Origin of the sequence: Bradyrhizobium lablabi (assembly GCF_001440475.1) — a bacterium.
Lineage (GTDB): Bacteria > Pseudomonadota > Alphaproteobacteria > Rhizobiales > Xanthobacteraceae > Bradyrhizobium > Bradyrhizobium lablabi.
Map to the genome: position 1 here is coordinate 46833 of NZ_LLYB01000118.1, position 25634 is coordinate 72466.

Sequence of the window (25634 nt, forward strand, 5' to 3'; positions counted from 1 at the left end):
TTGACCAGCCCTTTCTGAGGCCTACGCCGTCCAGCGGCATAGGGGGCAGCCTTTCCATTTGGTTGCGCAGCCGCCAATTTCGAGGCCGCAACCTCAACAACGGTCATGGCGAGCTGGCTTGGCTGAGCTAGGCGCCCGTTCGCCCCACAAAGGAGAAACAAGATGAATCAGCGCGATGTCGCCGAAGTCAATCTTCACACCTACAAGTCTCGGATCCGCTGATTGGGAAATGCCAGCACTTAGTGAGGGAAGTGGCGATTCCCTATCAATGTGACGCGCTGAACGACCGCCATCCCGAAAGGACACCGATCCACGCGGTAGAGAACTTCCGTATTGCCGCCGGACGTGCGAAGGGAAAGTTCTACGGCCCGGTTTTTCAGGACAGTGATGTGGCAAAATGGCTAGAAGCGGTTGCTTAGTCGCTGTGCCAGATACCCAATCCGGACCTGGAGAAAGCCGCCGATGAGCTGATTGAATTGATTGCGGCCGCCCAATGCGGCGATGGCTATCTCAACACCTATTTCATGCGAAGGCGCCTCAGGACCGCTGGAGCAACCGAGCCGAATGCCATGAGCTTTATTGTGCCGGGCACTTGATGAAGCGGGTATCGCTTTCTTTCTGGCTACTGGCAAACGACGCCTGCTGGATTCGTTTGCAAGGTTGCTGACCACCTCGACACAGTTTTCGGCCCAGACCGCGGTCAGTTACACGGCTATGATGGCCATCCAGAAATTGAACTTGCACTGACGCGCCTCTACGAAGTGACGCAGGAGCCGCGATATCTGACGCCAGCCAATTATTCGTGGAGCAACGCGGCACAGAGCCGCACTTCGATGACATAGAATACGAGAAACGCCGGCATCTTGCCACGTCAGACAATCTGGCAGGCCCTGTTTGGTAAGAAATAAAGCCTATAGCCAGGCGCACCTGCCAGTTCGGAACAGCGGACCGCAACCGGTCATGCGGTACGGTTTGTATACCTCATGACTGCGGTCGCTCATTTGGCGCGTCTGCGCCAGAACCAGCAGCAACGCCAGGCTTGCCTGCGGTATAACATGGTGCAGCGCCAGATCTATGTCACCGGCGGTATCGGCTCGCAAAGCTTCGGCGAAGCGTTCAGCATGCCGATCGATACAGCGTACGCGGAAAGTTGCGGGTCGATTGGCCTGATGATGTTCGCGAGCCGTATGCTGGCGATGGAAGTGGACAGTCGCTATGCCGACGTGATGGAGCGCGCCTTATACAATACGGTCCTGGGCAGCATCGCTTTCGATGAGCGTCACTATTTCCATGTTAACCCGATTTCTATATTAACCCGCTCGATGTTCATCCCAAACCGCTGCGGTCAGATGGCATCTACAGTCATGTCACGGCGGTGCGGCAACGCTGGTTTAGCTGCGCCTGATGTCCGCCGAACATCGCACGCATTTTCACATCAATTGGTCATTACATGCGCCATGCTCCGACGCGCTCTATATCAATCTCTATATTGGCAACAGAGTGGCGGTATCGGTCGGCGGGCATACGCTGCAGTTGCTCATGAGCGGCAACTATCCTTGGAGAGACGAGGTGGAAATCGGTGTGGAATCTGCACAGCCAATCGTCCACACGCTCGCCCTGCGCCTGCCGGAATGGTGCAGCGCCGGAGACGACCCTGAACGGCGAACCTGTCAATTGCGAGTCGCGCAAGGGCTATTTGCATATTCACCGCACGTGGCGGCAGGGAGATCGGGTCAAACTATCGCTGCCGAGGGAAGTACGCCGCATATACGGCCATCCGCAACTTCGCAATTTAGCGTGCAAGGTGGCTATCCAGCGTGGCCCTTTGATTTATTGTCTCGAAGAGGCCGACAACGGGACCGAGTTACACAACGTGTGGCTTCCTGGGGCCCGGTTGCAACACACGCATTCTGAAGAAAGCGCGCTTTATCATTAGGACAAATTGGCAGGACAGCTACAACCGCAGCGGCTGACATTCATTCCGTGGTTCAGCTGGGCTAACCGCGGCGAAGGCGAAATGCAGATTTGTATCAATGAGCTTTGACGCGAACGCCTGAGTGGCGCGTCAAGCTGCGATCAAGTTTGGCCGTGATGATGCCGTATCGTCCCCGCAGCGGAGCTCACCCTTGCTTTCTTGACGGGCGGACCATCTTGCAGTGCGCCAGCCGTGTTCGGATTATCTACGCTGGCTGTCCGATACTCAGCTAGATTGCCGCCCAGAAACAAGACCTCGGTCTCCTCGGTCGGTATTCCCCTCATCCAAACTCGCAATTCCTCATCTCCAGGAGCATGACCGCGCTCTAAAATGCCGTTGATTTTTTTTGGTCGGCCAAGCGGTGACACTCGGTACCGTGTAGGTGTGTAACTTCTTAGCGTTCTCTGCAATTGCCTTTGCGCCGTGCTCGGTCTCGTCCCTTGAAAGGAGCAGTCGTGAGGGGTCCTCGCACAATGACACAAAAGCACTCTCTGTAACGCCTTGGGTGTGCAATGCAGCGAGGCGCGCCATATCAATTTCGTCCTCCCTTTCGTCGTCCGAGCAGATAGAGGCCTTAGCAACATGCGGGCTAGCGTGAGCACGCAAATCCGCTAAGGAACGCACATGCGCGATGGCACTCACCTCGTTATCTAGGAGCGGCTCGCAATCGATTTCCTCGTTCTGAAAACGATGTAGCGGCAGATACGATGATGCCAACACCTCCTCGAGAATGCGGTCGCCATCGATACTGCCCGCGGAATATCCGGTTGTTCTCGGCCACTGTGCTGTTCGCTGCTCAGCCAGCCTGATCTCGTTCCTGAGCGCCTCAACGTTCGCTCCGGCCAGTGATGCGGCAAGTTCGGCGCGCCCTCGGATGAACGATAGGGCTGGGCACAGTTCGCTTTCCTGGATAGCGCACGCTCCCAGATTGCCTTTCTTCATGATCGAGGGCGATCCAACTTCGGAATCTGTCAAAGCGGTGGCTGAATCAGACGTTTGGTGGATTGGCCGAACGTCACTTAGCTGCTGCTCAAATTTCGCTTGGCCCGCAGCCGGGTGTGCTGGTGACCTGGTTTGTCCGCTCAGGTCGCACGGCTGTTCCGGCGCCCGTTGATGCTGCCGCAGGAGACCGTAAGCTTGAGCGGAGTCTTCTGCCGTGTTCGGTGTATCGATATTCATTATGTTCCCCGCGAGCATAGGTCATCAGATCTTCTTTTTATAGGGGGGAGCGGCTTTCGAGAAGCTGACAAGTCAGAGAAGTAATGCCACTGACGCCCAAACTTTTCGACCGCTTCTCGCTCAGCTGCCATCACTGCGGAGGAGAGCGCCCCACGAACCTGCATCGGCGGCGCGGGTCCACCCTCAGCCCGCAACAGCACCACCACATGATGTCAGAGCCGTGCGGGCGAGAGGGCTCTCTCGTCTCCAGTCGCGCTCGGCGTCGTGGCTCGCTGTGGCGCCTGTGCCCAGGCACCCGCAAGATCTATCGAGCTCAGCCGCAGCGCAAGCAGCGGCCGGGCAATGCGGCATTGTAAAACGATGCGGAGAAGATCCGCGGATTGAAATCCAGCGGCCGGTGACCTTTTCTCCACGGGAAATTTGCTTCGCTCCAGGCCTGGAATGTTGACTTTTCTCTACGCGCGCTCAGTTTGGCGATGATAGTGCGCCGCAAACGATTTCGTCGCGGGGCTTTGCCGATAGCCCCTTGGTTGAGGTGCTCGCTTGAAGGGTTCTGAGGGAACTCCGCCGGTCGAGCACAATGAAGTGCATCGTGTCTCATGGATCCCCGCCATTATCGCTGCGTCATTATTCAATGGTCATTCCTCGATCTTGGGCTCAGTCTTCTCCAAAAATGCCAGTGCGGTCTTGATCTGCTGAAGTTGACGTCCGATCTTGGCTCGCTCGTCAGCGTCTTCGGTGACGCCCAGTTGCTCCATGAGCTTCTGTTTGCGCGCGAGCAAATTCTTGACGACTATGATCACCGAAACAGCGCCTTCGAAGGGCGGGGCCACCGGACGCTACCGAGCACGTGCAAAGTCCGCCCCATCACCGCCCCCTCATGTGTCGTCGTGCATGAACGAAGCAAGCAGCGTGCCGATTTGAAAACTCGAGGTTCTACAGCTTCGTACTGGGTGTACGTAGCGTCAATTTTTAGACATTGGTCTCAAAGCTGATAAAGCGGCGCCGTTTGTGTCCGATTCTTCGCAAAGTTTGAAAAACGGTGGATGCACCGGGCGTCGGCAATGACCGGTGCCGTCTCGGCGCAGCAGCCTCCAGTTCACCGATGCGCCGCGGTACATATTGGCTCACGCTGATTCGTCTAGTCAACTTCTCGAAAGCTAGCGCTCCTAAATGAGAAGGTGGTGCTCCAGACGGCGACTGCCGTCAGACCGCAAGGCCAATGGACGTAGGAAGACCGGATGTCTTGGACTCACTGGAAATCGGGGTCGCCAGACATCTACAGCGGTCTTCAGTCACTGGTTAATCTGAATGCGCACACAGCGCAAGTTGCGTGACGATCCGACTCTGCGCCGATCTGGACGCCGCCAAACCGGCCGTACGTCGTCCGGAATCGTCCCACCCGATAGCGGTTCAGAGGCATGTCACGCAGCGACCCGATTCTGTTTCGTCGTCTCCTGCAGGACTTTCACCCGCACATACCCAGCTGCCGGACGCGGGCAGGGGAGGGCGATTGGTCGGCGTCAAGCCAGCCGCGAGCTATCCGACAATTTTGGTTCGACATGGATGGTAATCCACTAAGAGGCTTCGAATTTGCATGAGCGGTTTAATCGGCGCGAATGCGGGAGGACTGCGTCGCTGATCAATCAATGCGGCAGAACCCACCTGACAGTGAGATCTTCTGTCGCCAGCACTCGCGTGCATATTGTTGATGACGAGCTTTGAAATTCTGCCGGCAGGACACGATTTGAACTTTAAGGCCCCGTACCCAAGACCAAAGCGACCTTGAGGACCCAGGAAATCACACCATCGCTATTGCGGCAAGGATCATTCAGCCTTCGGCCGCCAGTGCAGCAGTTCAAGTGCCCGCGCGATACGCAAGATGTTGCGCGCAGGTCACCATCCTTCACATCCGTAGCAGCTACGACAGGATTCCTGCACTGTCCGCACCGCTACACGCGCCAAGATAGTTGGATCCGATTCACCCCCTGCGGCCAAAATTAAGATCTTCTCAGCAAGGCATGCCTTCAACGAAGAGGTCCGCCTCGCTTCGGGCACCATCCGGACAGCATGCTCCAGAACACCCCTCAAGTCAGCACACACGTTATTTTGTGAGGATTTTGCAGGCGTCATGATGCTACTCCACAAAATGGAACCTGTTCATGGGGACGCGGCCTACCAGCCAGTGTTCCCGAAATACCTAGCACTCTGTAACTGATGGCCCCTTCCGCCGAGTGAGTGTGGCGGTCGGGTTGGCAACGGTCACACCGATGAATACAAGAGATATGATGAGCTGATGTGACACTTGGACCAAAGGATAACTGTGGCTCGCTTCGATGTAGTGCCACTCGGTGCTGCGACCCGCGCAATGTTGCCATGCTGGTGAGCTCCTTGCCGCTATCAGGGACGATCATCGCCGGAACAAACGCGCAATGCAATCACAGCATTGAGCTCGCCCCGACCCGCAAGCCTGGCGGCCAACGTATCAAGGATAAGCAAGAAATTCGCGCGTGAAGTCATCGACAATGGCCAGGATGCGGAAGCCAAAACAGATCTCAACTTCTAACTGGTCGAGGGCGTCCGGGCTCGCATCGCGCTCTTGGGGAGCTCAGTTTATTGAGCGGGGAAGCGCTCCAGCACCCTGGGGCGGCGCGCAGCCGGCCAAGGAATCGCTTGAATGCTCTTTTTGATCGCGTCCCGATCAGCCAACAGCTTACCTTCGTCCACCACCAGATCGTCGTCTCGTCCATCCCGATAACAGTCCAGAGAAGAATTCGATGCGCTGGCTGCCTCCGCCTCGTTCTACGTGCAAGCTTGCGCCACAACCGGTTGCCGCTCACCACACCTAGCCCAAATCCACCCGCCATCGCACTACTGTTCACCCGAAGATGTGCTCGATGCCTCCTTTAGGCATACGAGAAGCACGTAATCGTATCGTCATAAGCCTTGGATAGTGTGATCAAATCTCCCTGGCGCTTCAGCGAGGTAACGGCTATCCTGCACAGATTGTGTCTGGACGAGGCGTTCTATCGACAGAGACGCTGCGATGAGNTGGCATCGATCGATACAAACCTCGCGCACAGCAATCATTCGAGATGGAGGCGNCAAGGCAAATATACGGTAGCTCCCTGAAGAATGGCACGATTGGTTAGTTTTCAAAGGTAGGTTCTAAACTAAGTATTGGGATCCGGGATGACTTCGATTGATGCTAGCTTAAGTGAGGTCAATCCGTGCGGAACGACATTTGGCGTGTTCGTAGTTTGCTTCAAACCGAGCTTCCTGATGCGGAGCGAAAAATCGTTGAGAAGCGACCTGCTTGAACACCGTTCCGCCTTTAAACGGCTCTTAGCGACCATACTTCCCTTGACGTTGAGGCTCCAAACTCAATTCGGAGCCTGTGCCGCTCAAAACGTGACTAAACGATTTGAACGTCTTGTTGACGGAGAGCAACTCGCGACTGGGACTGGCTTGTATGCGGCCCCCAAAAAGGAGATTGGTCTGCCGCTGATGAGGCATGGGTAGACCGCGGATCGCAGAATTAATCAAACGCGCGGAAAGCAAGACAGAACGGTCGTGCATTGAGCTTCGCTACAGCTGCGGCCGAACCCGGACGAGACCGCGGAGCATTTGGGACGGCGCGAAAATGACCGACCGCGACCACGTTACGACGGCCATGGAGAAGTCGGGCTGAGTGCAGGCGGGAGGCGATTCGCTTTTCGGGCTAACCCACGCCGGCTGCGCGCTCAAGAAGTGCGGCCTCCAGATCAAGCGTCTGTGAGCCGAGTGTCGCGGTCGCGACACGCTGTCTGGCCCAGGACATGCACAGGAGGGAAAATAGCGGAGATAAATCAGCTCGGCGTTTGGCACGAGCTTTGAAGGGAAGAAAGATGTCCCGTCGCCTGCCCAAGGAATCGGAGTTTATGGCCTACAAGATAATCGCCTCCCAGTGCACCGTCTGCGGCGCATGTGAGTTTGAATGCCCGAACGCAGCAATCAGCCTCAAGAACGACATATATGTAATCGATCCGAAGAAGTGCACTGAATGCGAGGGGCATTGCGACACGCCGCAATGCGCCGTTATCTGCCCGGTGCCCGGCACGTGCGTGCAGGCATAAGGAGCGGCCCATGAGCGGGTCCGCTGCGCGCAGCAAGATTGAAACATTATCCGCGGCGTTTCTGATTGGCGGCCTCGCTGGTGCCAAGCTGCGTGTGACTTATGCGATCGCCCATGCAGCGAAGAGGGCGCGCCGCCGTCGTCGGACATGGTCGGAGTTCATGAACAGCGCGCCGATGTCGCGAGTGCTTCACGGCATCGATCAGTCCCCTGCGTTGCCGGGCGCCGGCTGATTCCGGGAAGACGTACAAATAACAAGTCGAGATCCCTACATAAAGGACCTAGACAAACACAAAGAAGCGAGCAGCAAAGTTCAACGCGATCATCAACGCCGGGATGAGTTCGAGCGCGCCGACCACAACCGCAAGAAGTTGCTTCGTCGGCATCCGGTCGCGCACTCAAGCGGCGCGGTGTAGGCGCGAATGCCCCGTAAAACTTAGTCGCGATGAGATCGGCGGGTCTGCTGTAGTCTCCGTGTAGATGGACAGGCCGCGAACAGAACTCTCCCGAAGGTAGCGAATGCTGGCTGGTGGACAACACTGCCTTGCGAATGCGGGAAGAGCGGAGGGAGGAGTGGAATGATTATGGTCGTTCCGCTCTCCGAGATTAAATCGAAACTGTCTGCGCCCAGAAGGCGACGCCTTCAATTAGCCAAGTTGCGGGCGGCCGGCGCGCTCCTGGGCCTCGACGGCGGCGACCGCCGTCATGTTGAGGACGCCGCGCGCGGTCACCCCGGGCGTTAGGATATGCGCCGGCCGCGCCGGACCGATCAGGATCGGTCCGACCGGAAGCGCATCCGCCAGGACCTTGATCGTCTGATAGGCTATGTTGGCCGCATCCAGCGTCGGCATGATCAGGATGTTGGCCTCGCCTTCCAACCTCGATTGCGGCAACACTATCCGTCGTGCAGCGGCCGACAGCGCGGTGTCGCCCTGCATCTCGCCGTCGGCCTCGAGCTCTGGGTGCTTCTCCTTCAGAAGCTGGGTCGCGCGGCGCATCTTGTGCGAGGAATCAGTGTCATAGCTGCCGAAGTCGGAATGCGACACGAACGCGACCTTCGGCTTGAAGTTGAAGCGCTGGACGTGCAGCGCCGCCAGCGACGCCATTTCCGCCAGTTCCTCCGCGCTTGGGCTGGGACGCACCTGAGTGTCGGCGATGAAATAGGAGCCCTTCCTGGTGATCATCAGCGCCAGCGCCGCATAATCGCTGGTCCCCGGCAAGAAGCCGATGATCTCGCGCACATGGCGCAGGTGGCTCATGTACCGCCCCTCGACGCCGCATAGCATGACATCGGCTTCCCCACGCACCACAGCGAGCGCCGCGATTACCGTATTGTTGGTGCGCACCACCGTGCGCGCCGCATCTGGCGTGGCGCCGCGGCGCCCTGCGATGTCGATATAGGACTGCACATAGGAGCGATAGCGCGGATCGTCCTCGGGATTGACAAGGTCAAAATCCTCGCCTGCCTTGATCGAGAGGCCAAACCGGTTGATGCGGGTTTCGACCACCGAGGGCCGCCCCACCAGGATCGGCCGCGCCAGCTTCTCTTCGAGCACCACTTGCGTGGCGCGCAGTACGCGCTCGTCCTCGCCCTCGGCGTAGATGACGCGAACCGGCTGCGTCTTGGCCTTGGCGAACATCGGCCTCATGACGAGGCCGGAGCGGAACGCAAACCGCTCGAGGAGTCCGCGATACTCGTCGAAATTCTTGATGGGCCGCGTCGCAACGCCGGAGTCCATCGCAGCCTTCGCCACCGCCGGCGCGATGCGCAGGATCAGGCGCGGGTCGAAGGGGCTCGGGATCAGCGATCCCGGCCCAAAGCCCTGCGTCTCGTTGGCATCGCAACCGCAAGCCACCGCGTCCGACGGAGGATCGCGCGCAAGCTGCGCGATTGCATCGACCGCCGCGTGCTTCATCTCCTCGTTGATCTCGGTGGCGCCGACATCGAGCGCGCCGCGGAAGATGAAGGGAAAGCACAGGACGTTGTTGACCTGGTTCGGGAAGTCCGAACGTCCCGTGCAGATCATCGCGTCGGGACGGCCCTTGCGGGCCTCGTCCGGCATGATCTCCGGCACCGGGTTAGCGAGCGCCATCACCAGCGGCTTGTCGACCATCTGCTTGACCATTTCCGGTCTCAGCACGTTCGGCGCTGACAACCCCAAGAAGATATCCGCACCGGGGATGACATCCGCAAGCACCCGCGCATCAGTGGTCTGCGCATAGACGGCCTTCCAGGGATCCATCGAGGTATTGCGGCCTTCGTGGACAACGCCATCGATGTCGCAGACCCAGATGTTCTTGCGCTGCGCCCCCAGCGACACCAGCAGGTTGAGACAGGCGATCGCGGCCGCGCCGGCGCCGGAGCAGACGATCTTCACGTCGGGCAGCTTCTTGCCGTTTAGAAGCAGCGCGTTGACGATCGCAGCGCCCACGATGATGGCGGTGCCGTGCTGGTCATCATGGAAGACTGGGATCTTCATGCGCTCCTTCAGCTGCGCCTCGATTGAAAAGCATTCCGGTCCGCGGATATCTTCGAGATTGATGCCGCCGAAAGTCGGCTCCAGCGCCGCCACGGTGTCGACCACCCGCTCGATCGTGTCGGCCTTGATCTCGATGTCGAACACGTCGATGCCGGCGAACTTCTTGAACAGCACCGCCTTGCCTTCCATCACGGGCTTGGACGCCAGCGGGCCGATATTGCCGAGGCCGAGCACGGCGCTGCCGTTACTGACCACGGCGACCAAATTGGCACGCGCCGTCAGCGAGGCGACCTCAGCGGGGTCTTTGGCGATCTCATTACAGGCGGCGGCAACGCCGGGGGAATAGGCGAGCGCAAGGTCGCGCTGGTTGACGAGCGGCTTGATCGCCTGGATTTCGAGCTTACCGGGTCGCGGCAGCCGGTGATAGGCCAGCGCCGCCGAAAGGAGATCTTCAGAATGGGATGACATGCTACTCTCGTGTTTCCTGACCCCACGCTTCTAGTTCTATGCTCGTCTAACCAAGGTCAGTTGTCCGGTGGATGGAGCCGGATGTGAAGCACGCCCGGCAGCCTGGATGCAACATCGGATCGTACCCCCATCTACAGGCCCCATGGCTTCAAGGCACATCAGCTAGGGCGGTCTGCGACGCGCATGCAGAAGACCATAGAGCGGAAATCGCACGAGCGCTGTGGCTTGAAGTGGTCAGGCAATCGAACAACGCCTGCGGGACGGCCGCGGCGATCTCTCTGGCTGGTCGGCCCAAGAGGATTGGGATCAGAATAGCGAGGGAGGTCAGGCGCAATGTGCGCACGCACCAGCGTCGCCAAGAGCTGAGCAGCGGTCAGGCTTCGCGACGATGGTGATTCACACCGGCTGGCCAGCCTTGCAGCTGGGGCGCCTCAACACGTGCCAATTCCGTCAGCGGGCCCCGTGTCGCAATGTTTTCGCGGTCTTGTGGGGCAAATGCGATGCAATATCACGCGCGCCCGACCTTATTTTTGTTTCGAACAGGATCAAACGAGAACGGTAGACACGCTCGATGTCGGGTTTGCAACAACAGTCCGGTTACCCGCGCGAACGTGGCTATGTACTTTCAACTGCGTTGTTTTTTTGCGCTCACGCGCGGCTGGCACGGTCGTTGCAAAACTCTTGGCGGAGAGCCGCCGTCGCAACAGGAAACTTAAGGATATCAGCATGAGTCTCGCCACGTCCCAGGGCATCGCAGAAATCAAAGCCCGCAACAAAGAGCTGATTCAGGAGGTGCTGAAGGTCTATCCGGAGAAGACCGCAAAACGGCGCGCCAAGCACCTCAATGTTCACGAGATCGGCAAGTCGGACTGCGGAGTCAAGTCTAACATCAAATCCATCCCAGGTGTGATGACGATCCGCGGTTGCGCCTACGCGGGCTCCAAAGGTGTGGTCTGGGGACCGATCAAGGACATGATCCATATCAGCCACGGTCCGGTCGGCTGTGGACAGTACTCGTGGGGCTCGCGGCGTAACTATTACGTCGGCACGACAGGCATCGATAGTTTCGTGACCTTGCAGTTCACATCCGACTTCCAGGAAAAGGATATCGTGTTCGGCGGCGACAAGAAGCTCGTCAAAATCATTGACGAGATCCAGGAGCTGTTCCCGCTCAACAACGGCATCACCATCCAGTCGGAATGCCCGATCGGCCTGATCGGTGACGACATCGAGGCGGTCTCCAGGGCAAAATCGAAGGAATATGAGGGCAAGACCATCGTGCCGGTCCGCTGCGAGGGTTTCCGCGGCGTGTCACAGTCGCTCGGCCACCATATTGCCAACGACGCAGTGCGCGATTGGGTCTTCGACAAGGTCACGCCCGAGAGTAAGCCGACGTTCGAGCCGACGCCCTACGATGTCGCGATCATCGGCGACTACAATATCGGCGGCGACGCCTGGTCATCCCGAATTCTGCTTGAGGAAATGGGCCTGCGCGTGATCGCGCAGTGGTCCGGTGACGGGTCCCTGGCCGAGCTAGAGGCAACGCCAAGGGCGAAGCTTAACGTGCTGCATTGCTACCGCTCGATGAACTACATCTCGCGTCACATGGAGGAGAAATTTGGTATTCCCTGGTGCGAATACAACTTCTTCGGGCCCTCCAAGATCGTGGAGTCGCTGCGCAAGATAGCCGGTTATTTTGATGACAAGATCAAGGAGGGTGCCGAGCGGGTGATCGAAAAATATCAGCCGCTGGTGGACGCAGTGATCGCTAAATATCGCCCGCGCCTGGAGGGCAAGAGCGTGATGCTGTTCGTTGGCGGACTGCGTCCGCGCCACGTGATCGGCGCCTACGAGGACCTCGGCATGGAGGTCGTCGGCACCGGCTACGAGTTCGGCCACAATGACGACTACCAGCGCACTGCCCAGCATTACGTCAAGGACGGCACGTTGATCTACGACGACGTCACCGGCTACGAGTTCGAACGCTTCGTCGAGAAGATCCAGCCTGACCTGGTCGGCTCAGGCATCAAGGAAAAATATGTCTTCCAGAAGATGGGCGTGCCGTTCCGCCAAATGCACTCCTGGGACTATTCGGGTCCGTATCATGGCTATGATGGATTTGCGATCTTCGCGCGCGACATGGACATGGCCATCAACTCACCGATCTGGAAAAAGACCAAAGCGCCGTGGAAAAACGTCTCGAAGCCGAAGCTGATGGCTGCCGAATAACCCAGAGTGGCCCGGCTCTCTGCTGAGAGCGCGAAGCCAAAATTGATCACTATTTTCGAAAGGATCCTACCAATGGCGCAGAGTGCAGAACACGTGCTCGATCATTTCGAGCTGTTCCGCGGTCCGGAATACCAGCAGATGTTGGCCAACAAGAAGAAGATGTTCGAGAATCCCCGCGATCCCGCGGAGGTGGAACGCGTCAGGGAATGGTCAAAGACAGCCGAATATCGCGAAAAGAATTTTGCGCGGGAAGCGCTCACGGTAAATCCAGCCAAGGCGTGCCAGCCGCTAGGCGCGGTGTTCGCCTCAGTTGGTTTCGAGGGCACGCTGCCCTTCGTGCACGGCTCTCAAGGCTGCGTGGCCTATTACCGCAGCCATCTATCGCGGCACTTCAAGGAGCCAAGCTCCTGCGTCTCCTCGTCGATGACGGAGGACGCTGCGGTATTCGGCGGGCTGAACAACATGATCGATGGGCTCGCCAACAGCTATAATATGTATAAGCCCAAGATGATCGCGGTCTCCACCACCTGTATGGCGGAGGTGATCGGAGACGACCTCAACGCCTTCATCAAAACGTCCAAGGAAAAAGGCTCGGTGCCAGCTGATTTCGATGTACCGTTTGCGCACACGCCAGCCTTCGTGGGCAGCCACGTCACCGGGTACGACAATGCTCTCAAGGGCATTTTGGAGCATTTCTGGGACGGCAAGGCCGGGACAGCCTCGAAACTCGAGCGCGCGCCCAACAAGAAGATCAACCTCATCGGCGGCTTTGACGGCTACACGGTCGGCAACATCCGCGAGATCAAGCGCATTTTCGAATTGATGGGCATCCAGAACACCGTTCTTGCCGATAATTCCGATGTGTTCGATACACCGACCGACGGCGAGTTCCGAATGTATGACGGCGGCACGGCTTTGGAAGACGCCGCCAACGCGGTTCACGCTAAGGCAACGATCTCGATGCAGCAGTGGTGCACGGAAAAGACGCTGCCGTTCATCGCCGATCATGGCCAGGAGGTCGTGGCCTTCAATTATCCGGTGGGCGTGTCCGCAACGGATGAGTTTCTCATGGCGCTGTCGCGCATCAGTGGCAAAGACATCCCGGAGGAACTGGCTCGAGAGCGCGGCCGCTTGGTCGACGCGATGGCCGACTCTAGCGCGCATATTCACGGCAAGAAATTCGCGATCTATGGCGATCCAGATCTCTGCTATGGGTTGGCTGCCTTCCTGCTCGAGCTTGGCGCCGAGCCGATCCATGTGCTGGCCACGAACGGCAACAAGGCCTGGGAGGAGAAAATGCAGGCGTTGTTTGGGAGCTCGCCATTTGGGCAGAACTGCCATGCCTATCCGGGGCGAGACCTCTGGCATATGCGCTCGCTCTTGTTCACCGAGCCGGTCGACTTCCTGATTGGTAACACTTATGGCAAGTATCTGGAGCGCGACACCGGTACGCCGCTGATCCGGATCGGTTTTCCAATCTTCGATCGGCATCACCATCATCGCTCTCCGCTGTGGGGCTATCAGGGGGGCATGAACGTGTTGGTGAAGATTCTCGACAAGATCTTCGACGAGATCGACAAAAAGACCAACATTGCCGGCAAGACCGACTATAGCTTCGACATCATTCGTTGATGACGAACGGCGCACGCCATCGTCGGCAAACGTCGGCGATGGCCTAAGCGCAGGATGGACTGATCTTCGCGAACAAGCGCGGTTGAGAGGAGAGACGGATGAGTTCGCTATCGGCCACGATCCAGAAGATCTTCAACGAGCCGGGCTGCGCCAAGAACGCCAACAAATCGGATGCCGAGCGCAATAAGGGCTGTGCCAAGCAGCTGCAGCCGGGCGGTGCCGCAGGCGGCTGCGCCTTCGACGGTGCCAAAATTGCGCTGCAGCCTTTTACCGACGTCGCCCATCTCGTGCACGGTCCGATCGCCTGTGAGGGTAATTCCTGGGATAACCGCGGTGCGGCGTCGTCTGGCGCCAGCATCTGGCGTACCGGATTCACCACTGACATGAACGAAACCGATATAGTATTTGGGGGCGAGAAGCGTCTCTACAAAGCAATCAAAGAGATCATCAAAAAGTACAACCCGCCGGCCATTTTCGTCTATCAGACCTGCGTTCCCGCCATGATCGGCGACGACATCAATGCGGTTTGCAAGGCGGCTTCGCAAAAGCTTGGCAAACCGGTCATTCCCATAAATTCGCCGGGCTTCGTCGGCCCCAAGAACCTCGGCAACAAGCTCGCCGGCGAGGCCTTGCTCGAGCATGTCATCGGCACGGAAGAGCCGGACTACACCACGCCCTACGACATCAACCTGATTGGCGAATACAACCTCTGCGGCGAGCTTTGGCAGGTCAAGCCGCTGCTTGACGAGCTCGGGATCCGCATCCTCTCCTGCATCTCGGGGGACGGCAAATACCGCGAAGTCGCCTCTTCGCACCGGGCCCGCGCTGCCATGATTGTATGTTCGAAGGCGATGATCAATGTCGCGCGCAAAATGGAGGGTCGTTACGGCATCCCGTTTTTCGAGGGCTCGTTCTATGGCATCCAGGATTCTAGCGATTCGCTGCGCCAGATTGCTCGTCTGTTGGTCGAGCGCGGGGCGCCTTGCGAACTGATCGAGCGCACCGAGTCGGTAATCGCGCGCGAGGAGGCACGCGCCTGGGCGACGATCGAACTGTACAAGCCCCGCTTTGCCGGTAAGAGGGCACTACTGATCACCGGTGGTGTCAAATCCTGGTCCGTCGTGGCGGCGCTGCAGGAGGCGGGGCTCGAGCTGGTCGGCACCAGCGTCAAAAAATCCACCAAGCAGGACAAAGAGCGCATCAAGGAGCTCATGGGGCAGGATGCCCTCATGATCGGGGACATGACGCCGCGCGAGATATACGAAATGCTGAAGGACGCGAAAGCAGATATCATGCTCTCCGGCGGCAAATCGCAATTTGTTGCGCTGAAAGCGGCGATGCCCTGGCTCGACATCAACCAGGAACGCTGCCACGCCTATATGGGCTACATCGGTATGGTGAAGCTGGTCGAGGAGATCGACAAGGCGCTGTTCAACCCGATGTGGGAGCAGCTGCGTCGACCAGCGCCGTGGGAGGAGGTGGCCAAGAATAGGCAGACCAACGGGATGGCGCAGATCGACGTCCAGGCTGTCGATGTCGCCGCCGATCCGGAGACGACCCGGCGCGCGAAAAAGGTCTGCTTCTGCAAGGAGGTCGATCTCGGCACCCTCGAGGATGCGATCCGCTCCCATGGCTTGACCAGCGTCGAGGCAGTCAGGCAGCACACCAGCGCGTTCGGTGGCTGCTGCAAGAGGCGTATCGAGGACATCCTGACGAAAATGCCGGTGTCCTCGCCGCCTGCCATGCTGCAGGCCGCGGAATAGGCCGGCGTCATGGCGATCGTCACCACGCCGAAGAAGGCCTGCGCGGTCAACCCGCTGAAGATGAGTCAGCCGATTGGCGGCGCATTCGCCTTCATGGGTTTGCGTGGAGCGATGCCGCTTCTGCACGGCTCGCAAGGGTGCACATCTTTCGGGCTCACGCTGTTCGTGCGGCATTTCAAGGAGGCGGTGCCGCTGCAGACGACTGCGATGAGCGAGGTGGCGACCGTGCTCGGCGGTTATGAAAATGTCGAGCAGGCTATCCTCAACATATACAATCGTGCCAAGCCGGAGATCATCGGGATCTGCTCGACCGGAGTGACCGAAACCAATGGCGATGACGTGGACGGCTACATCAAGCTGATCCGCGAGCAGCATCCGCAGCTCGCAAAATGTCCTTTAGTCTTTGTCTCGACGCCCGATTTCAAGGACGCGTTCCAGGATGGCTGGGCAAAGACAGTGGCATGCATGGTCGAGGTACTGGTGGAGGCGCCTCCGGTTGGGGTGGAGCGCGATCCCGCGCGGGTGAATGTCCTCCCCGGATGTCACCTGACGCCGGGTGACCTCGACGAACTTAGGACGATCCTTGAGGATTTCGGCCTGAAGCCATCCTTCCTGCCTGATCTCGCGGGATCTCTGGACGGGCATATCCCGGACGAGTTTACGCCAACGACCATTGGTGGCATCGGGGTTGACGAAGTAGCGGGCATGGGCCGGTCCAGCTGGACCATTGCCATCGGTGAGCAGATGCGGCGGGCGGCAGAAGCCATACAGGCCAAGGCTGGGGTGCCGTTCCGCCTGTTCGAGCGGCTGTGCGGCCTCATCCCCAACGATGAATTCATCGCTTTCCTGAGCGACATCAGTGGCCGCCCTGTGCCAGCTAAATATCGGCGCCAGCGCGGCCAGCTCAGCGATGCGATGCTGGACGCGCATTTCCATGTCGGCGGCCGCAAGCTCGCGATCGGTGCCGAGCCTGACCTCCTGTTCGACCTGTCCAGCATGCTTCACGAGATGGGCGCGCAGGTGACGGCGGCCGTGACGACCACGCAGTCGCCGGTGCTGGAGCGGATCGGAACCAACGAGGTGCTGATCGGCGATCTCGAGGATCTGGAAGAGCTTGCTAGGACGAGGAATTGCGACCTGCTGATTACGCATTCGCATGGCCGCCAAGCGGCGGCGCGGCTGAAGATTCCGTTTTATCGCGCGGGATTTCCGATGTTCGATCGAATCGGCGCGGGACACCAGCTATCCGTCGGCTATCGCGGCACGCGCGATGTGATCTTCAGCATCGCCAATCTCGTGATCGCCGACCGCGAGGAAAATCATCAGCCGGCGCCCGATAGCTGGCGGACCTCGAGACGGTCCTTAAAACCCGGCCGCCGCAGCTTCGTTGACGCAACAGAGGGTTCGATGGCATGAAGGTCGCATTCGCTACCCAAGACTTGAGGCGCGTCGATGCGCATTTTGGCTGGGCCAAGTACATCGCAATCTATGATGTTGGGCCGGTCGGGCACGTATTTCTGAAGGCAATTGAATTCGACGGCGATCTCAAGGAAGACGGCAACGAGGACAAGCTCGCGCCCAAGATCGAGGCAATCAAGGATTGCGCCATCCTCTATGTCGGGGCCATCGGCGGCTCCGGTGCCGCGCGGGTAGTGGCGAACAATATACATCCGATCAAGGTGAACAAGCCCGAGAACATCCTGGTGCTGGTCGAGAAGCTTCGGCACGTGCTGAAGGGTACGCCGCCACCCTGGCTGCGCAAGGCGTTGGCAAAGGACCAGAAGCGCACGCTCGATTTCGAAGAATGAGGACGACATGACTGAAGCCGCGGATATCGTGCAGACCGATCGCGCGCTCGGTGCGCCATTCGTGAGGGAACTGATCAAGATCTGGCGCGCCCAGGACGTCCATGGCGCGTGGGACGGTAAGAGCGATCTCGATTTGCTCGAACCGTATATTCTGGACAAGGAGAAACGGCGCGCGCTGCCGATCGTCGGCGATCCGGATCCGGATACGGTCTGGCGGCTGGAGCTGTTCTTCAATGCAGTCGCGCTCTCGATCGAGAAGGCGACGGGTGTGATGATCCAGCCGATGCTGAGGATGCACCATGAAGGCTTTGGCCGCATGGTGCTGATCGGCGGCCGGCTGATCGTGATGAACAAGCAGCTGCGCGATGTGCATCGCTTTGGCTTCGACAATCTCCCACAGCTCGCCGCCGAGGGTGGCAAATACGTCGAAGGCGGCATCGAGATGACCCGGAAATTTCCCGACGTGGCTAACTATTGAGAGCAGCTCATGAGCGACCTTGAAATGCTTAAAGCGGAAATAAGAAAGCTATCGGTCAAGGCGACGAAGGCCAAGATGGATCTGCACGATTTGTCGGAGGAACTTCCCGTCAACTGGACCTCGATCATGGCGGTAGCGCAGAAGGCGCACGATGCCTTTGCCGAACTCGAGCGTAAGCGCGAGGATCTCAAGGCGCTGGAAAGGGCCTAAAGGGTATCCGATCATGTCATTTGCAACGCGCGATGGCCGCGACTGGACGCCGAACTACCTGATCTCAATCGATCCCAAGAAGTGCATCGGTTGTGGCCGCTGTTTCAAGATCTGCGGCCGCGACGTCATGACATTGAAGGGGATCAATGAGGAGGGCGATCTTGTCGACCTCGACGATGACGATGAGATCGAAAAGAAGATTATGGTGATGAATGACCAGGGCGCTTGTATCGGCTGCGGCGCCTGCGCCCGGGTTTGTCCGACCAACTGCCAGACCCACCAGCCCGCCGCAACGGAAGCCGCTTGACAGCGCCTCTGTCCGCCAGTCTCGCGGGCAAGCGCGACTTTAACGGAAAAGCCTCGCTGGGAAGGGACTCTTCCATGTGCTGCGCTCGGGATAGAGCCCCTCGGCGCCGATCCATTCCCGCCAGCTTGCGGGTGCCGAGCCGACCCCAAGTTAGAATCATGTTCTCGTCGCCCGCAGGTATCGAAACTCGAATCGAAAATGCCGGCTCGGATGGCTCAACATCTGCGGCATATGGAACCGGATATCGCCCACTCTTAACTTCATTCCGCTGTCGCGAACGAGCCGTGTCCAATCCGTTTTGCTCGTAAAGGTCCTGCCGTTCTCTTCGGCCTCACCCACGCTCGTTCCCAGCCGGGGTGGCTCTTGGTCCGTGCCGTATGGTTCCACCACACCATTTCCGACCGAGATGGTAGCGGATCCAGCACTTTGGATTCTATCGCACTTGACTCGGCTTTGGCGGTTCGGGCGGAGGTTGATCTTTTGGCACGAATACTTTGCAGGAAATAGCAATGCTACCGCCTCGTACCGCATTCAGGGTAATGGTTGTGTCGGTGCTCGGATCTCGTCTGATAAAAGATGTTTTGGTCCCGATCAATATTCTCGCGCCGCGAGCGAGTCTTTCTGAGGTGCTGCCGCGGTGAACCGTGAATTCGGTTATCACTGGGAGGGCGACATCGTAGCTGTGATAGCTTACGGTGAAACTTATTCCAGCTTTTTGGCGACGGCCGGTGCACTGCAACCCATCGCGGCTTGCTATACATTTTGCCCAGTTTTCGGCGACTCCCGGACCGAGGTACTGCTCGGAAAGAAAACCTGCTGCCGTTTCGTTGTGCTGACGATCAGTCCTTAGGCAGTTCAGCCGCTTCCAGGCATCGATTTCGTCGGTGTTACTATGATCGGCGACTAGCGTGCTGTGCGAGCCTTGTATGGTGACACCCGCGTAGCCACCGCCTTCGCTTGCCTCAGTTTGCCGGGTTTTTGACATTTGAAAGTGACGCTGAATTTGGCTGCTGCTGGCGCTGCACGCCCAATAATGCTCTGCGGCTTGATAACCTCGGTCGTTTGTACCAACCTGCTTTGTTAGTAGTGCATCGGACAATATGGCGTTGCAAGTATCCACGCCTTCAGCCTGTAACGCAGTTGGATAGGCGGTGAGCAAAAAACAAAGCGAGGCCGCGTTGAGACAATAGGCTGAGGTGCCATTTCTCGCTCTCACAGAACTGCGGAATTCGTGAGTATTGATCGGAGCAGCGGACGCTCGTCGAGCGAGCCGACCAGCGCCGCGATTACGTCCATCAGCGTGATCCGCTGCCGCTCTATGTCGCTTGCGAACAGGTCTCTTGCATCGGAGGCTCGTCCAATGAACCGACTGTGACACAGGTCAGCGGATGTCGCGGCGCAACTACCACATGCATCGAATGATTTCCTTGTAAGGCCGACCTGCTCGGGCGTCATTGATCAGACTAGCAAGCTGGTAAAGAACGGTTCTGTGATCTCAGTGACTGGCGGCTCCTTCTCGTCAGAAGTGAGGACGGTGACAAATTCGTTTTTGCAGTTCCAGCAGCGCCAAAGATGGTGGATTTCCTGTCCATTGACGCGTTCATACCACTCGAGGTGGACTAGTCCAGAGCCACACTGAGGGCATTTTTCGTGATGTGCTATTGAGCCCGGTACCATGTGGAACGTCCCTCATTTTCCAGGTGGAGAATACGATTCCTGGTAGTCTCGGGAAATGATCTACATCAACGATTTGCTCTTTTTGGGGCACGCGCAGCGCGCCAGGAATATCCGGGTGTCAGCTCCGGAGCGAATTTCGGATTCAACTCGGCCATTCCCGAACTCGCAGAAGGGGCATTCGCGTCGATTTTGCTGCTTCTCGGCCATGGCCGTCTAGCGACAGAAGACATTCAGACAGGCGCACGAGAAGTCGATCGATATGAGCCAACTGCGGATATCAACTCGCGCGACGGGCAAAGACTAGCGTAGCTCCCAGTGCGCACATGATGACNACCCGACACCTGTCGCATCTTGGCAAGGATTAACGGTCGAAGGCCGGCTCTCNGCTCTCGCAGCCAAATGGGTCGCAACCAAATCGACACTGGTGTTGAGTGCAACCGAGATGAGCCCAAGGACGATGAACTGCGCGGCGACGTTCGCGGATGGGTCGACAAACTGGGGAATGAAGGCGAGAAAGAATGCGGCCGTCTTCGGGTTTAGTGCCTCGACGATGATGCCGTCGCGGAAGGCCCGACGCACCCCGGTCGTCTGCATCTCGGTCGGCTCGACGATGCGCGCTTCGCGCCAGGTCTTGAGCCCGAGCCAGATGAGATACAGGGCGCCCGCGATCTTCAAAAAAGTGAATGCCTCGGCGCTTGCGATGACGAGCGCTGATATGCCGACGGCGCCGCCGAACACGTGCACAAGGCCGCCGAGACCTAGGCCAACACTCGATGCCAACCCTTCCGTTCTGCCGCCGACAAGCGTTCGCGCCACGATATAGAAGATTCCTGGCCCCGGCGTGATCGCCACAAGCAGCGACGCTGCCAAGAACAGGAAGAACGTCTGGAAGTCCAGCATCGCCCACCCCTCTAATCGCGTCAACCAGTTCGTCTAGGGCCGGTCTTCGCACACGATGACTGCTAACCTCAGGCCGGAATCGGAATGAGGGAAGCCACTTCCCGATCTTGCGGCTTTTCGTAAGCCGCAAGGCCGGCGGCGACGCCGATGCGGTCAGCCTCCGGCCGGTTCTGGCTCATCTTGCGCTTGCCCTCGAACCTGGTGACCGGAATGCGTACTCCGATGATCCCTCGCAGCTGGGAGGCAACGAAGTCGGTGGGGGCATCGCTGACGGCCCAGGGCTTCGCGCGCGACTTCTCATGGGTGTTCGTTAGCAACGTGACCACCTCGAGCAGACGTTCGGGCTCATGGAAGAACTCAACCGGCCCGTACGCGTGGACGGCGATGTAATTCCATGTCGGCACTACCTTCCCGGTTTCTTGCTTGGTGGCGTACCATGAGGGTGTCACGTAGGCTTCCGGACCCATGAAGATGGCCAGAGCTTCGCCGGTCGGAGCCGAACGCCATTGTGGATTGGCCTTCGCCAAGTGCCCGTACAGCACTCCGTGCTCTCCTTCGGTCTCATCGAGGAAGAGCGGCAAGGGCGTCGCTATCGGCCCGTCCGCGGTGGCCGTGACCAGGTTGGCGAGGCCGGCGGACCAAATGGTCGCTCGGATGCTTTCGACCTCGTCATCTTTAAAGGCGGGGGGCACATACATGGCGGTTCTCCTCTTTCGGTCCTGGGATAGACCCAGCCTGGTGCGGTTAGAACTGCCAGTTATTACTGATTTTGATGGTCCAGTTGGAGGGGCATGGCGACTAGGACAATCGCCGCGAACGAAGCTGATCGACCGCCTGAGCCAGAAGCTGACAGCCGCGCTCAATCTGGCGCGCCTCCAGTGCGGCGTAACCCATGACAAGCCCGATAACGTCCGGCCGCTGCCGGCGGCTAGGATGGGGGTGAAAGAGTGGGGCGACCGGATAGATGCCGACGCCTTTGACGCGAGCAGCCTCGATCAACGCTGCTTCGGACGTTTGGGGCAGATCGCGAAACCAGACCACCACATGCAAGCCGGCGGCTGCGCCGTCGATTTGGACTCGATCGCCAAATCTGCGGCGCAAAGCGTCGAGCAGGACTTGCCGTCGCTCGCCGTTGCGCCGTCGGACTCGCCTGACGTGCCTGTCGTATGCACCGGTCTCGAACATCGTCGCGAGCGCTTCCTGCTCGATCAGCGGCGTGTGCCTGTCCATGATCTGCTTGGCCGCGGCGAACAGGGACTGGAGTTGAGAGGGCACCACCAGATAGCCGATCCTCAGCGTAGGCGAGAGCGTCTTGGAGACTGTCCCTAGATAGATGACGTCCTGGCTAGCTGCGAGCGCATGCAGCGGGGGGACCGGCTTAGTGTCGTATCGGTACTCACTGTCGTAGTCGTCCTCGATTACATAGGCGTCGAACTTTCTTGCCCAGGCGAGCAACTGGTGCCGACGCGCGATCGGCATGACGCCGCCCAGCGGAAATTGATGCGACGGCGTCACGTACGCGAGCCGCGCTTCGGTCTTCGCAAGCTGCTCCGTGTCCATTCCGTCGACGTCGACTGGAATCGGCACGGCGGCAGCCCCGTTCGCCGCAAAGACGTGCCTTGCCATCAGGTAGCCAGGGTCTTCCATGACGAACCGATCGTCGGAGTTGAGCAGCAGTCGCGCACACAAATCGAGCCCTTGCTACGAACCGTTCACGATGATGATTTGATCAACGTCGCATCGCACGGTCCTCGAACGCCAGAGATAGGCCTGCAGCGCCATCCGCAGCCGCCGGGAGCCGCAAGGATCGTTGTAGGCCAATCTCGCGGGCCGCCGTGTCATTGCAGCGACCACGGCTCTTTTCCACGCGAGCACGGGGAAATCCGATGGTGAGAGGTCACCATATCGAAAATTTGCGAGGAGGTTGCGAGATTGCTCCTCCGAGCGCGGCGCGACCTGTCTCAAACGCTCACCGTACCCCGACAGTCGCACCTTCCGTGACAACGGCCGCGACGTAGTGCGCACGCGTCCCCTCTCGATAACAGCTTGTGCAACGCGCGGTCGTGCGCCATGGCGGATCTCGATGAAGCCTTCCGCCGCGAGTTGCTCATAGGCGATCGTCACCGTACCGCGAGATACGCCGAGTTCCGCGGCGAGGGCGCGGGACGACGGCAGCAGCCCATCGGCGCCGTACACGCGCCCCAGGATCTGATCCCTAAGCGCTTCGTAGATCTGACGCGCTCCCATTCGCGGGGTGCGGTGCCCAGGGGGCGCCTTGATCTGTGCCATCGAAAGTTCGCATAACTAGGCTTGCTTGATAAGCCACTCTCTAGCTATTCGCCTTTAATGCCAAGCTGTTCTGAGGAGTTAGTGGCGCAGGCAAGCCGGGGGGCGCTATTCCGGGGGGGTGCCTCAGAATCCAATCCAGCGTCTTCGTTTCGGCGACCACTTCGTGCGTACTAGTCAACGGCGGCCGGTGCGGTTGCAAGCGCCATACGGCGCAAATGCAGTTCGCCCCCGGTAGCAAATCGTAATCTTTCTGCTAGTGCACTTTCAATGAACTCAGGCGCTGCATAGCGGCGATTTTCACCGAATTATGGATTGCCTCGGGAAAGCCCTTTGGCAGGTCGCTTTCAATTCTGCCGAGCGCAGCTTGAGCGGTGAAGGCGACACGTTCAATTGATTCTTGAACAAGCGTTTTCGGTACGCCCGCGGCTTCGCCTATCTGCAAGAAATGCCGGCCGTCTACTTGGGCAATCTTGTAGTGAATGTTTGTCCCTACCGACATCGCGAGCTTCGTCTGCTTGCGCTGAATTTGACCGGCGTCCAGACGCGGCTGTGCCGTGAGCACGTCGTAAAGCGTGTCAGATGATAGCGCCGCCGGCGTGATGAAGATGCTGAAATTCTTCGCATAGTCATCGCTCGCGACGATCAGCCAAGAGAAGATTTGCGCTCTGAGCAGCGCCGCCTGATCATCCGCTCCTGGCCACGACCAGCCTGCTAATCGGACAGCAGCGACCGGCTGTGGGCTATCCTGGCCGCTGCGATACGCCCACATGTACGATTTGGTCCGCGCGTCCCGTCCGTCTCCCTAACCTGAGTAGCGCCTGGCCGTCAGCTTGGGATCAGCTTTTCTGACTATCATTCGGAGCACCCCTGAGCAGCTTGGTGTTGCGATGGGACTTGCGCTGAAGGAAAGCGAACGGCCATGTATGATCGGATCAGTAACTTATCCACACCGCCGACCCAAGCTGTCGAACCGAGTCAGTCGGTGGACAGTGACAGCTTTATGGAAACAGTTGCGGATCTCGCGCTGCGGCGGAGCCCGCTGCCTGGGGACTTGCCCGACATGGGGTGCTGTGTCAGCAAGCCCGATGTCTCGGAATCAAACAACCCGAGTACATCCGGTCCAGTGAGGCCGAATGACCCACTGTTCGACTACAGGGTGGCCGAATTGGCGGACGCGAATGTAGACGGCATATGCGTTGGGCTGGCTGCGGAATGGCTCGGCAATCTCCAGTACAGCCCAAGATCCCGAATGACTACGCTAACGCCCGGATCGGACGGGCACGACTCAGCGGCTGTGTGGCAGCAGCGCTATCAAGATATCAGGGAGGACTTGCGAAACGAAGGAGCAGAACCTCCTCAGGCCAACAGTGACGCAAAATACGCCATGTTTCAGGAAGCAGGTTTGCGACCATCCCACAAAGAGAAGGTTTACAGCTTCGACGACCCTGCGAGTATCTCGAGCATGTTGGGCAAACTCACTGCCGACGGATCGAGGTATTTGCTTAGTTTGAAGTTCGTCGAAGGTGGCGGACACACAGTTGCGACGTCGACCTTCGATGGAAGGACCACGCTCTTCGATCCAAACTATGGAGAGTTCAGTGTTACATCAGACCAGGTGGATACCTTGCTCCAACGCCTCGCGGACCGATATATCGACCCCAACGGGCTGTATTTGGAATCAATTGCCACACGAAAAATGTCTTGAGCCGGGCCTTCAGGCCACAGCCGATTGGCGCCCGCGCGGCCGAATGGGCCGATCGTGCTGATACCGACTTTTCCCGATGATGCCCCGTTGCGGCCGCCGTGGGTTTTCGAGTTCCGGATGGGGGCTCCGAAAGATGCCGGCTTGACCTGCCAAGCGGCTCGTTCACGCGCATTCCGATGATCTCGCCCGGGTGTCTCCCATTTGATCTCGCCCACGTTTGAACGAACCCGCTGGACGGGAGTGGGGCAACCCTGCTGAACTGAGGTGTCCTATCTGAGAGGATGTTGGTCTTCGCACCACCCTCTCAAGACAGAAGACCCAGTGGCCACGATGAGCCCTCTTCTGCACCGAATGATCGAGGACATGATGGTCCGCAATCTGTGACCGTGGACTCGACAATCCTACATCTGCGCGATTGCA

General features: G+C 58.7%; 17 protein-coding genes and 4 pseudogenes. 13 read left to right on the forward strand and 8 right to left on the reverse strand.

Going from position 1 to position 25634, the window contains the following annotated elements:
* Nucleotides 1-251 precede the first annotated feature (251 nt).
* From CQ14_RS44965 to CQ14_RS48445, 3 genes and pseudogenes are all read left to right on the forward strand, one after another.
* On the forward strand, nucleotides 252-419 hold the full coding sequence (locus CQ14_RS44965; protein WP_199805675.1) for a hypothetical protein: 168 nt from the start codon (nucleotides 252-254) through the stop codon (nucleotides 417-419).
* Nucleotides 420-662: 243 nt separating this feature from the next.
* A pseudogene (locus tag CQ14_RS48440) lies at nucleotides 663-1295 on the forward strand (beta-L-arabinofuranosidase domain-containing protein); the annotation flags it as partial.
* Nucleotides 1296-1404: 109 nt separating this feature from the next.
* Nucleotides 1405-2044 (forward strand): annotated as a pseudogene (locus CQ14_RS48445) (hypothetical protein).
* Between the two features lie 231 nt (nucleotides 2045-2275).
* Here the strand turns inward: CQ14_RS48445 and CQ14_RS33050 are convergent.
* A complete protein-coding gene (locus CQ14_RS33050; RefSeq protein ID WP_199805677.1) occupies nucleotides 2276-3154 on the reverse strand; it encodes a hypothetical protein in 879 nt (292 codons plus the stop codon).
* Nucleotides 3155-3792: 638 nt separating this feature from the next.
* Nucleotides 3793-3987, reverse strand: a complete 195-nt coding sequence (locus tag CQ14_RS44985) for a hypothetical protein (RefSeq protein WP_057861963.1) — start codon at nucleotides 3985-3987, stop codon at nucleotides 3793-3795.
* Nucleotides 3988-7074: 3087 nt separating this feature from the next.
* Between CQ14_RS44985 and CQ14_RS33060 the strand changes: the two genes are divergently transcribed.
* Nucleotides 7075-7269, forward strand: coding sequence for a 4Fe-4S binding protein (locus CQ14_RS33060; RefSeq protein WP_057861997.1), 195 nt, complete (start codon nucleotides 7075-7077; stop codon nucleotides 7267-7269).
* Nucleotides 7270-7915: 646 nt separating this feature from the next.
* On the opposite strand, the gene CQ14_RS33070 is transcribed toward CQ14_RS33060, so the two are convergent.
* On the reverse strand, nucleotides 7916-10216 hold the full coding sequence (locus tag CQ14_RS33070) for an NADP-dependent malic enzyme (protein WP_057861965.1): 2301 nt from the start codon (nucleotides 10214-10216) through the stop codon (nucleotides 7916-7918).
* A 726-nt stretch (nucleotides 10217-10942) separates the two neighbouring features.
* On the opposite strand from CQ14_RS33070, the gene nifD reads away from it, so the two are divergent.
* From nifD to fdxB, 8 genes are all read left to right on the forward strand, one after another.
* On the forward strand, nucleotides 10943-12445 hold the full coding sequence (gene nifD, locus CQ14_RS33075; protein ID WP_057861966.1) for a nitrogenase molybdenum-iron protein alpha chain: 1503 nt from the start codon (nucleotides 10943-10945) through the stop codon (nucleotides 12443-12445).
* Between the two features lie 72 nt (nucleotides 12446-12517).
* Nucleotides 12518-14077 (forward strand): nitrogenase molybdenum-iron protein subunit beta, encoded by a 1560-nt coding sequence (gene nifK / locus CQ14_RS33080; protein WP_057861967.1) that lies wholly within the window; start codon nucleotides 12518-12520, stop codon nucleotides 14075-14077.
* A gap of 98 nt (nucleotides 14078-14175) precedes the next feature.
* A complete protein-coding gene (nifE, locus tag CQ14_RS33085) occupies nucleotides 14176-15840 on the forward strand; it encodes a nitrogenase iron-molybdenum cofactor biosynthesis protein NifE (protein ID WP_057861968.1) in 1665 nt (554 codons plus the stop codon).
* A 9-nt stretch (nucleotides 15841-15849) separates the two neighbouring features.
* Entirely contained in the window at nucleotides 15850-17256 is a 1407-nt protein-coding gene (gene nifN / locus CQ14_RS33090; protein ID WP_057861969.1) for a nitrogenase iron-molybdenum cofactor biosynthesis protein NifN, read from the forward strand.
* Complete coding sequence (nifX, locus tag CQ14_RS33095) at nucleotides 17253-17648, forward strand: nitrogen fixation protein NifX (protein ID WP_057861970.1); 396 nt, start codon at nucleotides 17253-17255, stop codon at nucleotides 17646-17648. The genes nifN and nifX overlap by 4 nt, the downstream gene beginning before the upstream one ends.
* A 7-nt stretch (nucleotides 17649-17655) precedes the next feature.
* The gene (locus CQ14_RS33100) at nucleotides 17656-18126 is read left to right on the forward strand and encodes a NifX-associated nitrogen fixation protein (RefSeq protein WP_057861971.1); all 471 of its coding nucleotides are present in this window, start codon (nucleotides 17656-17658) and stop codon (nucleotides 18124-18126) included.
* Between the two features lie 9 nt (nucleotides 18127-18135).
* On the forward strand, nucleotides 18136-18336 hold the full coding sequence (locus CQ14_RS33105) for a CCE_0567 family metalloprotein (protein WP_057861972.1): 201 nt from the start codon (nucleotides 18136-18138) through the stop codon (nucleotides 18334-18336).
* Nucleotides 18337-18349: 13 nt separating this feature from the next.
* Nucleotides 18350-18643 carry a ferredoxin III, nif-specific gene (gene fdxB / locus CQ14_RS33110; protein WP_057861973.1) on the forward strand — a complete coding sequence of 98 codons (294 nt, stop codon included), beginning with the start codon at nucleotides 18350-18352 and terminating at the stop codon, nucleotides 18641-18643.
* Nucleotides 18644-19076: 433 nt separating this feature from the next.
* Here the strand turns inward: fdxB and CQ14_RS44155 are convergent, their stop codons facing one another.
* From CQ14_RS44155 to CQ14_RS33130, 5 genes and pseudogenes are all read right to left on the reverse strand, one after another.
* Nucleotides 19077-19802: a hypothetical protein gene (locus CQ14_RS44155; RefSeq protein WP_156435721.1), complete on the reverse strand. Its 726-nt coding sequence runs from the start codon at nucleotides 19800-19802 to the stop codon at nucleotides 19077-19079.
* 903 nt (nucleotides 19803-20705) lie between these two features.
* Nucleotides 20706-21220 (reverse strand): annotated as a pseudogene (locus CQ14_RS33115) (LysE family translocator); the annotation flags it as partial.
* 68 nt (nucleotides 21221-21288) lie between these two features.
* Complete coding sequence (locus tag CQ14_RS33120) at nucleotides 21289-21918, reverse strand: FMN-binding negative transcriptional regulator (RefSeq protein ID WP_057861975.1); 630 nt, start codon at nucleotides 21916-21918, stop codon at nucleotides 21289-21291.
* 100 nt (nucleotides 21919-22018) lie between these two features.
* A pseudogene (gene pdxR / locus CQ14_RS33125) lies at nucleotides 22019-23509 on the reverse strand (MocR-like pyridoxine biosynthesis transcription factor PdxR).
* Nucleotides 23510-23762: 253 nt separating this feature from the next.
* The gene (locus CQ14_RS33130; RefSeq protein ID WP_057861976.1) at nucleotides 23763-24278 is read right to left on the reverse strand and encodes a HipA domain-containing protein; all 516 of its coding nucleotides are present in this window, start codon (nucleotides 24276-24278) and stop codon (nucleotides 23763-23765) included.
* A 150-nt stretch (nucleotides 24279-24428) separates the two neighbouring features.
* Between CQ14_RS33130 and CQ14_RS33135 the strand changes: the two genes are divergently transcribed.
* A complete protein-coding gene (locus CQ14_RS33135) occupies nucleotides 24429-25214 on the forward strand; it encodes a YopT-type cysteine protease domain-containing protein (protein WP_057861977.1) in 786 nt (261 codons plus the stop codon).
* Nucleotides 25215-25634 lie beyond the last annotated feature (420 nt).